The organism is Micromonospora sp. NBC_00617 (assembly GCF_045161355.1).
GTDB lineage: Bacteria > Actinomycetota > Actinomycetes > Mycobacteriales > Micromonosporaceae > Micromonospora.
In genome coordinates, this window is the sequence record NZ_CP107751.1 from 7,198,123 (window position 1) to 7,207,773 (window position 9,651).

10 protein-coding genes and 2 tRNA genes are annotated in these 9,651 nt (G+C 69.7%); 9 read left to right on the top strand and 3 right to left on the bottom strand.

Going from position 1 to position 9,651, the window contains the following annotated elements; all coding sequences use genetic code 11:
* Positions 1-199: 199 nt before the first annotated feature.
* Positions 200-709 carry a SigE family RNA polymerase sigma factor gene (locus OG505_RS33530; RefSeq protein ID WP_405430072.1) on the top strand — a complete coding sequence of 170 codons (510 nt, stop codon included), beginning with the start codon at positions 200-202 and terminating at the stop codon, positions 707-709.
* The gene (locus OG505_RS33535) at positions 706-1,548 is read left to right on the top strand and encodes a hypothetical protein (protein WP_405430073.1); all 843 of its coding nucleotides are present in this window, start codon (positions 706-708) and stop codon (positions 1,546-1,548) included. Before OG505_RS33530 ends, OG505_RS33535 begins: the two co-directional genes overlap by 4 nt.
* Positions 1,549-1,619: 71 nt before the next feature.
* On the opposite strand, the gene OG505_RS33540 is transcribed toward OG505_RS33535, so the two are convergent.
* Positions 1,620-1,693 (bottom strand) — tRNA-Gly (locus OG505_RS33540).
* A 335-nt stretch (positions 1,694-2,028) separates the two neighbouring features.
* Between OG505_RS33540 and OG505_RS33545 the strand changes: the two genes are divergently transcribed.
* From OG505_RS33545 to clpX, 5 genes are all read left to right on the top strand, one after another.
* Positions 2,029-2,102, top strand: a tRNA-Pro gene (locus OG505_RS33545).
* 118 nt (positions 2,103-2,220) lie between these two features.
* Entirely contained in the window at positions 2,221-3,567 is a 1,347-nt protein-coding gene (gene tig, locus OG505_RS33550; protein WP_405430074.1) for a trigger factor, read from the top strand.
* 196 nt (positions 3,568-3,763) lie between these two features.
* Positions 3,764-4,405, top strand: coding sequence for an ATP-dependent Clp protease proteolytic subunit (locus OG505_RS33555; protein WP_007464111.1), 642 nt, complete (start codon positions 3,764-3,766; stop codon positions 4,403-4,405).
* Positions 4,406-4,415: 10 nt separating this feature from the next.
* Entirely contained in the window at positions 4,416-5,078 is a 663-nt protein-coding gene (locus tag OG505_RS33560) for an ATP-dependent Clp protease proteolytic subunit (RefSeq protein ID WP_357133539.1), read from the top strand.
* Between the two features lie 211 nt (positions 5,079-5,289).
* Complete coding sequence (gene clpX / locus OG505_RS33565; RefSeq protein WP_234590933.1) at positions 5,290-6,585, top strand: ATP-dependent Clp protease ATP-binding subunit ClpX; 1,296 nt, start codon at positions 5,290-5,292, stop codon at positions 6,583-6,585.
* Positions 6,586-6,612: 27 nt separating this feature from the next.
* Here the strand turns inward: clpX and OG505_RS33570 are convergent, their stop codons facing one another.
* The gene (locus OG505_RS33570; RefSeq protein ID WP_405430076.1) at positions 6,613-7,233 is read right to left on the bottom strand and encodes a helix-turn-helix domain-containing protein; all 621 of its coding nucleotides are present in this window, start codon (positions 7,231-7,233) and stop codon (positions 6,613-6,615) included.
* A 41-nt stretch (positions 7,234-7,274) separates the two neighbouring features.
* Between OG505_RS33570 and OG505_RS33575 the strand changes: the two genes are divergently transcribed.
* Positions 7,275-8,108 (top strand): EamA family transporter, encoded by an 834-nt coding sequence (locus tag OG505_RS33575; RefSeq protein ID WP_405430077.1) that lies wholly within the window; start codon positions 7,275-7,277, stop codon positions 8,106-8,108.
* Between the two features lie 39 nt (positions 8,109-8,147).
* The gene (locus tag OG505_RS33580; protein WP_405430078.1) at positions 8,148-8,945 is read left to right on the top strand and encodes a carbon-nitrogen hydrolase family protein; all 798 of its coding nucleotides are present in this window, start codon (positions 8,148-8,150) and stop codon (positions 8,943-8,945) included.
* Positions 8,946-8,949: 4 nt separating this feature from the next.
* Here the strand turns inward: OG505_RS33580 and OG505_RS33585 are convergent, their stop codons facing one another.
* Entirely contained in the window at positions 8,950-9,174 is a 225-nt protein-coding gene (locus tag OG505_RS33585) for a hypothetical protein (protein WP_405430080.1), read from the bottom strand.
* Positions 9,175-9,651 lie beyond the last annotated feature (477 nt).

Below are 9,651 nucleotides of genomic sequence, written 5' to 3' on the forward strand. Positions count from 1 at the left end.
GTGATCCGCCCGTCGGCCCGGTACGCCCCCGGCGGCCACATGAAGTGGTCCTTACACCAGTCCATTGATCGAGGCCTGTCAAGGGATCTCGTTGGCGGACACGTGTCCGCCGTCTGGTCCACGGAGTTCTCCCTGTCGCGATGCAACCCGCCGGGCCGGACCCGGCGTGACTATCTCGAATCGGGGATCGGAGGCCTGAATGAGCGATCGCGACAAGGCGTTCGCGGAGTACTTCGCGGCACGGTCCGGTGCCATGCGTGGCACCGCGTACCTGCTGTGCGGCGACTGGCACCGGGCGGAGGACCTGGTCCAGACCGCGTTCGTGAAGCTCTACCTGGTCTGGCACCGGGTCGCCCGGCACGAGGTGCTCGACAACTACGTCCGGCAGATCCTGGTCCGGACGTTCCTCGACGAGCGGCGCCGCGGTTGGTGGCGACGGGAACGCGTGGGCGGCGACAACGCCGAGCACCCCGCGCCACCCAACGCTCCGGAGAACCGTCTGGTGCTGCTGCGGGCGCTGGCCTCGGTGGCGCCACGCCAACGGGCCGTGCTGGTTCTGCGGTACTGGGAGGACCTGTCGGTCGAGGAGACGGCGGCACTGTTGCGGTGCTCTCCGGGGACGGTGAAGAGCCAGGCGGCGCGCGGGCTGGACACGCTGCGCGGGCTCCTGGCACCCACACACAGCGGGATCGAGATGGGGGAGCGATGAACGGAGATGACCTGCGCGAGGTGCTGCGCCGTGAAATGGCGGAGGCGACGTCGCCACCCCCGCCGACTACGGCGGCCGCGCTCGGAGCGGGCCGGCGGGCTCTGGCTCGCCGCCGTGTCGCCTGGGTGTGCGCCGGATCGACGGCCGTGGTGCTGGCGGTCGCCGGCTTCGCGTCCGTGGCCGCCCCGAAGGGCGACGTCTACCAACCGGGGGCCGGCCCGCAGGCCATCGGGCACCCGGAGGCGACAGACACCAAGCAGGCCTGGCCGACCGGGCCCGACGGTAAACCTCAGGAGGACCGGACGGCGCGGGCGGGGTCGAAGTACGACCAGGGCGTACGGCTGCTCGACGAGGTCGTCTCGGTGGTGCCCCCCGGCTACACGGCCCCGCAGGACCCGGCGAACCAGCCCGCCGACCAGCGGACGCTGCGAACCCACCAGGCGCAGTTCGAGGACCGGGTGAACGGCGTCGACCTGTGGAGCTGGATGACCTCGGTCGCCGTGGCGCAGGGGCAGGAGATCGGGCACCTGATCGTCGAGGTGCACGCCGCCGGCAACCAACTGCCCACCGAACCGTGCGCCCTGGCCCGGCAGTTCTGGGGCATGCGGGGCGAGTGCCAGGTCGAGACCGTCGGGGCCGCGAAGGTCGGCGTGGTGACCAAGCCGGCCGACGACAACCGGCTCGACCAGTGGGCGGCCTACCGGCACCCGGACGGCGTCGTGGTCTACGTCGCGCAGGGCGCGAAGCTCGACGAGAACCGCCCGGCGTTGGAGAAGCTGCCGTTCACCGTGCCGCAGCTGGCGGCCCTCGCTGTCGACAAACGGTTCCACCTGACGTGACACGCTGAGCCCGCCTCGTCGGGCGTGGGCCCAGGTGCCGCGATCTCGCGGTCTGCCTGGGCCTTCGTGTGTGGAGCGGGCGACGGGAATCGAACCCGCACCGTCAGTTTGGAAGACTGAAGCTCTGCCATTGAGCTACGCCCGCGCTCGGCCCCGCCGAAACGGGACGCGCCGACAGCGTACCCAATGATCGTGCCGGACGCGCAGCCGCGCCGCCCCACGGCGCTGCGTCGCGTCCCACCCCCGCCCAAGGTCCGCACAACTTCAGGGATGTAGTGGCCTCCATTGCCGTGTGAGGCCCCTCTTTCCCGGAAGTTGTGCGGACCTTGCGGGCCGGGAGGGTCCGGGCCGGGCGGGTGAGGCGGTGGGCGACGCAGCGCCGCAGGTGGGCGCGATGCGGGGTTTTCCGGGATTGTGTCCGGGTGGGGGACGCCCCGGCACCGCTTGCGGGGCGGCGACGGCATAGACTGCACGTCGCCACGGGGTGTGGCGCAGCTTGGTAGCGCACTCGCTTTGGGAGCGAGGGGCCGTGGGTTCAAATCCCGCCACCCCGACTGTCGTCAGTGTCCGGGTCACCCCGGGCGCTAGCAGCCGGCCGCGTCGGCTCGCCTACACTCGATGGGCCAATCGAAGGCCCAGAATCAAAACCCAGATCCGTCAAGGAGTACGCCTGTGAAGAGCACCGTCGAGACTCTGAGCCCGACGCGCGTGCGGCTCGCCATCGAGGTGCCGTTCGTCGAGCTCGAGCCGAGCCTCAAGAAGGCGTACCGGGAGATCGGTTCGCAGGTGCAGGTCCCGGGCTTCCGCCGGGGCAAGGTGCCGACCGCGGTGATCGACCAGCGGGTGGGCCGGGGCACCGTCCTCAATGAGGCGGTCCAGGACGCCATCCCGGAGAACATCCTCGCCGCGGTGCGCGAGCACGACCTGAAGACGCTGGGTCGCCCCGAGGTCGAGATCACCGAGTTCAACGACGGTGACTCGCTGAACTTCACCGCCGAGGTCGACGTCCGTCCGGAGATCACGCTTCCCGACGCGTCGACCATCGAGGTGACCGTCGACGAGCTGCAGATCGACGAGAGTGAGATCGACGAGCAGGTGAAGAACCTGCGGGAGCGGTTCGCCACCCTCAAGACCGTCGAGCGCGCCGCCGCCGAGGGCGACTACGTGCAGATCGACCTGAACGCCACCGTCGACGGCGAGGACGTGCCGGGCGGTCAGGCCAGCAACATCTCCCACGAGGTGGGCAGCAAGCAGCTCCTGCCGGGCCTGGACGAGGCAGTGGTCGGTCTCGCCGCCGGCGACAGCACCACCTTCACCACCCAGCTGGTCGGTGGCGACTTCGCCGGCCGCGACGCCGACGTGGCGGTGACCGTGCGCACGGTCAAGGAGAAGGAGCTGCCGGAGCTGAACGACGAGTTCGCCCAGATGGCCAGCGAGTTCGACACGATCGAGGAGCTGCGCGGCGACCTGCGGGCGCGGGTCACGCAGGGCAAGCAGGTCGAGCAGATCTACGCCGCCCGGGACAAGGCGCTGGCCCAGCTGGTCGAGGCCGCCGAGGTGCCGGCGCCGGAGGGTGTCGTCCGCGAGGAGGTCGCGAGCCGCAAGCAGGCGATGGTCGACCAGCTGGAGCGGATCGGCGCCTCGCTGGAGGAATACCTGGCGGCCGAGGAGAAGACCGAGGAGCAGATCGACGCCGAGCTGACCGAGGCGGCGACCGAGGGCGTCAAGGTGCAGCTCCTGCTGGACACGCTGGCCGACGCGGAGGACGTGCAGGTCTCCGACGACGAGTTCGGGCACGAGATCGTGCACCGGGCGCAGCGCGCCGGGATGGCTCCGCAGCAGTACTACGACCAGCTGGTGCGCTCCGGCGCGGCTGCCGCCGTCTTCGGCGACGTGCGGCGGGGCAAGGCGCTCGCGGCCGTCATGGAGCGCATCTCGATCAAGGACTCGGCCGGCAACGAGGTCACCCTGGACGCGCTGCGCGCCGCCAACGAGGCGGAGCACAACCACGAGCACTGATTCGTCGGGTGCGGCCGCCGTCCGCCGCTGTGCGGTGGGCGGCGGCCACATCCGTTTCCCGGGTACGCCCGGAAGCCCGCGCCGCGGGTGCGCCCGACGCAACTGCGCTGAGAGCGAACAGTGCCCCGACCGGGACTCTGCCGCCCCGCACAGCGGTTAGTGTCGGGAAAGACGGTACGGAGAGCGAAGGGCTGCCATGACCGACATGCACATCCCCAAGAAGTCGCTCCGGGCGATTGACGCGCGCGGTGGCGACTCCATTGGCAACCTCGACGACTCGGTCTACAACCGGTTGCTCAAGGAACGCATCATCTTCCTGGGCAGTGAGGTGACCGACCAGGTCGCCAACCGCATCTGCGCGCAGCTGCTGCTGCTCGCCGCGGAGGACCCGGACCGCGACATCAACCTGTGGATCAACTCGCCGGGTGGCTCGGTCTACTCCGGCATGGCGATCTACGACACCATGCAGTTCATCGACAACGACGTGTCGACCGTGGCGATGGGCATGGCCGCCTCGATGGGGCAGCTGCTGCTCTGCGCGGGCACCAAGGGCAAGCGGTACGCTCTGCCGCACGCTCGGATCATGATGCACCAGCCGTCCGGTGGTCTGGGTGGCACGGCGTCCGACATCGCCATCCAGGCGGAGCAGATGCTCTACACGAAGCGGATGTTCCAGGAGCGCGTCGCGCACCACACCGGCCAGAGCCAGTCGCAGATCGAGGCGGACTCGGACCGGGACCGTTGGTTCACCGCCCAGGAGGCCATGGACTACGGCTTCATCGACAAGGTGATCATCGGGGCCGCTCAGGTTCCGGATGGCGCCGGGACCCTGAGCTGAGGAGCTGACGATGACCGATCTGAGCTTGCCGCCCCAGTTCGCGGCCGTGCACAACCGGTACGTGCTGCCGTCGTTCGTCGAGCGCACGTCGTACGGGGTCAAGGAGTCGAACCCGTACAACAAGCTCTTCGAGGACCGGATCATCTTCCTCGGTGTCCAGGTGGACGACGCGTCGGCCAACGACGTGATGGCTCAGCTGCTGACGCTGGAGGGCACCGACCCGGACCGCGACATCATCATGTACATCAACTCGCCGGGTGGCTCGTTCACCGCGATGACGGCGATCTACGACACCATGCAGTACGTCCGTCCGGACATCCAGACGGTCTGCCTCGGGCAGGCCGCCAGCGCGGCGGCGGTGCTGCTGTCGGCGGGCACGCCGGGTAAGCGGATGGCACTTCCGAATTCGCGGATCATCATCCACCAGCCGGCGACCGAGGGCGGCTACGGGCAGGGCTCGGACATCGAGATCCAGGCCCGGGAGATCCTGCGGATGCGGACGCAGCTGGAGGACATGCTGTCCCGCCACTGCAACCGCCCCATCGAGCAGGTTCGCAAGGACATCGACCGTGACAAGATCATGACGGCCGAGGAGTCCAAGGAGTACGGGCTGGTCGACACGATCCTGACCAGCCGCAAGAAGGGTCTGCTGGCGACTCACTCCGCCAGCTGAGCACTACCGGGTCGGAGGTTGGCCGGGGCACCCGTTCCCGGCCGACCTCTGACACACCCGTTTTGGGGGTCGGAGAATGCTCCGCCAGCGGGTAACGTCGGGTCCGTACCGCTTCGCCGGTTGGGCCGGTGGGGTCGAACGAAGTCGGGCGGCGCGCAGCGCCCGCAGGTCAGGGCCGGGTCTCCGGCCGATGAGTGCAGGGAGAACGTAGGTGGCACGGATCGGTGACGGCGGCGACCTACTGAAATGCTCCTTCTGCGGCAAGTCGCAGAAGCAGGTGAAGAAGCTCATCGCGGGGCCCGGGGTCTACATCTGTGACGAGTGCATCGATCTCTGCAACGAGATCATCGAAGAGGAGCTGGCCGAGTCCGGCGAGGTGAAGTGGGAAGAGCTTCCCAAGCCGATGGAGATCTGCCAGTTCCTCGACAACTACGTCGTCGGGCAGGATCAGGCCAAGAAGGCGCTCGCCGTAGCGGTCTACAACCACTACAAGCGCATCCAGGCCGAGGCGGCCGGCGCGCCGGGCTCCGGCAGTGACGCCGTCGAGCTGGCGAAGTCCAACATCCTGCTGCTCGGGCCGACCGGGTGCGGCAAGACCCACCTGGCGCAGACCCTCGCCCGGATGTTGAACGTCCCGTTCGCCATCGCCGACGCCACCGCGCTGACCGAGGCGGGCTACGTCGGCGAGGACGTGGAGAACATCCTCCTCAAGCTCATCCAGGCCGCCGACTACGACATCAAGCGCGCCGAGACCGGCATCATCTACATCGACGAGGTCGACAAGATCGCCCGTAAGTCGGAGAATCCGTCGATCACGCGCGACGTCTCCGGCGAGGGTGTGCAGCAGGCTCTGCTCAAGATGCTGGAAGGCACGGTGGCCAACGTGCCGCCGCAGGGCGGTCGTAAGCACCCGCACCAGGAGTTCATCCAGATCGACACCACCAACGTGCTGTTCATCTGTGGTGGTGCGTTCGCCGGCCTGGATCAGATCATCGAGTCCCGCACCGGCCAGGGCGGCACCGGTTTCGGCGCCCGGCTCCGGTCGGTGTCCGAGCGGTCGACCGATGACATCTTCAGCCAGGTCATGCCGGAAGACATGCTCAAGTTCGGGCTGATCCCCGAGTTCGTCGGCCGGCTCCCGGTGATCACCAATGTGCGCAGCCTGGACCGCAGCGCTCTGGTGCGCATCCTCACCGAGCCCCGCAACGCGCTGGTCCGGCAGTACCAGCGGCTCTTCGAGCTGGACGGGGTCGAGCTGGAGTTCGACGAGCCGGCGTTGGAGGCGATCGCCGACCAGGCGATGCTGCGGGGCACGGGCGCCCGCGGTCTGCGCGCCATCATCGAGGAGGTCCTGCTCTCCGCGATGTTCGAGGTGCCGAGCAACCCCGACGCCGCCCGGGTGCTGATCACCCGCGAGGTCGTCCTGGAGAACGTCAACCCGACAATCGTTCCGCGCGAGTTCACCGGGCGTCGGGCCCGGCGGGACCGCGAGGAGAAGTCGGCCTGATCGTCCCCGCGTCACGCCGGCCGCTCGCTACTGACGCGGCCGGCGTGACCGTGTTCGGCGGTCCCACTCGCCCGACGGGGTGACCGTCACCATCATCAGCCGGGCCGGTTCCGCGGCGTCGTTGCGATAGCCGTGCTCCCGGTCGGCGTGGAACTCGATCGTCTCACCGGCTCGGACGGCGTGATCCTGCCCGTCGACGTGGACGACCACCGCGCCGGCCAGGACGTGCAGGACCTCGCGGGTGCCGCGCGGGTGGTCGGCGGAGCGGTGTCCTTCCCCGGGCTCCAGCCGCCAGTCCCAGAGCTCGACGAGGTCGGGCTCGCCCAGCCCGCTGAGCAGGTGGCCGGTGCCGCCGTGCTCGCCCTGCCAGAGCACGGGTGCCTCGGCGGTGGAGCTGATCCGCACCGTCCGCTCCTCGTCCGGCTCGACAAGTCGGGCGATGTTGACGCCGAACGCGTCAGCGACCCGGCACAGCGTGCCGACGCTGGGGTTGGTGCGGGCGCTCTCGATCTGCACGAGCATCGCCTTGCTCACCCCGGAGCGGCCGGCCAGTTCCTCGAAGGACCAGCCCCGGGCGGCGCGCAGTTCCCGTACCTGCCGGGCGACGGCGGCGGTCACCGCGCCCACCCGGCCACCTGTGTCGGTCATCAAACTATCCTTCGCGGTCATTATTATGGTACGACAGTGGCATGTTACCCATTCTCCTGGCGGCGGTGTCCGCGATCGCCTTCGGCACCGCCGACTTCTCCGGCGGCAAGGCGTCCCGCCGGGCGGACCCGATCGCGGTGACCGTGGTCTCCCAACTGCTGAGCGTCCCCCTGCTGGTCGCTCTGGTGCTGCTGGTGCCCGGGACCCCGACTCTCGTCGACATCGCCTGGGGGCTGCTCGCCGGGGTGGCGGGCGCTGGCGGCGTCATGCTGCTCTACCGGGCGCTCGCCGGCGGAATGATGACCGTGGTGGCGCCGGTCACCGCGATCACCGCCGCGGTGGTGCCGATCGTCGCCGGCCTGTTCACGTCGAGCTTCCCCGGAGCGCTGGCGCTCACCGGCGCCGGCCTCGCCGTGGTGGCGATCGCCCTGGTCAGCCTGGGTGAAGGGGACAGCGGTCCGGGTGCTCCCGCGCGGCTGGTGGGTCTGGCCCTCGCCGCCGGCGCGCTCTTCGGCGTCTTCTTCACTCTGCTCGGCCAGGCCAGCGAGAGCGCCGGCATGTGGCCGGTCGCGGCGGTCCGGGCCAGCTCGATCGCGTTCGGTCTGATCCTCGCCGCCAGCACCGGGGTGCGGCTTCGGCTCGACCGGCGGGTGCTGGGTTGGGCGGCCGTCGCCGGTCTGCTCGACAGCGCGGCCAACGCGCTCTTCATGGCAGCCGCCGCGCGGGGTCACCTCAGCATCGTGGCGGCGATCGCCGCGCTCTATCCCGCCAGTACGGTGCTGCTCGCGCTCGCCGTCGACCGGGAACGCCTGCGGCCGGTGCAGATCGCCGGCCTCGGGTTCGCCGCGGGGGCGCTGGTGCTGGCGAGCATCTGACGCTGTCCGCGCCGGCCGTCCCGACCGTACTCTGGGGCCATGCGCGTCGCCGTCTGCCAGCTCAACGCCCGGGATGACCGCAAGGCCAACCTGGCCGCCGCCGAGGTGCTGCTGGAACGCGCCGCCGACGGCGGCGCGGACCTCGCCATCCTTCCGGAGTACGTCGACTGTCTCGGCCCCGCGGCAGACCTGCTCGAACCGGAGCCGGTCGACGGTGAGGTGGGCGCCTTCTTCGCGGCGGCCGCCCGGCGGCTGGGCATGTGGGTGCTGGTCGGGTCGTTCCACGAGGCCGGGCCGGACCCGGAGCACACCTGGAACACGTCGCTGGTCTTCGACCGTGCCGGCAGCCTGGCCGCGAGCTACCGCAAGATCCATCTGTACGACGTGGAGATCCCGGGCCGGGTCTCCTACCTGGAGTCGGCGAGCGTCGCGCCCGGCGTCCAACCCGTCGTCGTGGACGTGGAGGGTCTCCGGGTCGGGCTGTCGATCTGCTACGACCTGCGCTTCCCGGAGCTGTACCGGCGGCTCGCCACCGAGGGTGGCGCCCAACTGCTGGTGGTGCCGGCGGCGTTCATGCTGCACACCGGACGGGACCACTGGGAGGTCCTGCTGCGGGCCCGGGCCATCGAGAACCAGTGTTTCGTGGCGGCGGCCGGTCAGACGGGTGACCACGAGCCCGGCCGCACGTGCTTCGGGCGCAGCATGGTGGTCGACCCGTGGGGGACGGTCCTCACGCAACTGCCGGACGGCCCCGGGGTGGCCGTCGCCGACCTGGACCTCGACCGCCTCACCGCGATCCGAGCCGAGCTGCCCAGCCTGGCCAACCGCCGGCTCTGAGCGCTCAACCCTCCAGCAGGACGCCGATCGTCGCGAGGCCGGCGATGACCACTGCGGTGACCAGCAGAGCGGTGGTCATCCGGGATCTGCCCCGGCGGGCCAGCCGTCCCACCGAGAGCACGAGGACCACCAGCACGACCGCGCCGATGACCAGTTGCCAGAACGGCAGGAGGACGCCGAGCAGCGCTTCCTCGGCAAACACCGTGGCGTTCAGCCCGGACTCATCCATGCCTGACACTCTGGCACGCCAACGTGCGCGGCGTCGCCGACCGCGGTGCAGAGCGCGTCGATCCGTTCGACCGAACCAGTGATGAACCCTGATTTGCCTTCTCCCGGCCGTCCGCGTAACTTTCTCTCTGCACGGGGGAGGCCGGACAAACCGGCCGAGAACGGGCGCCAGGCTCGTGGTGGGAACACCGAGCGAGACTGAGGATCGGGCGGTGCGGGACACTCCGGTAACGGGGTTGCGAACGCGAAGCCGACCGGGTAGAGTGCTGAAGCCGGCAGGAGCCGGGCGGAGAGCCGCGAAGCGGTGATCGGCCGGTCTGCGGCTTCCCGCGACAGAAACGACCGCCGGGTACGGCGTGCGTCATCGTGGGTCCGGACGAACCAGATTGATCGCCTCGGATACGAGGTTGACAATGAAAGTTCGACCAAGTAGGTTTGAGCGGTTGCCCCGAAACGGGGTTCCACGGAATGTGGAGCT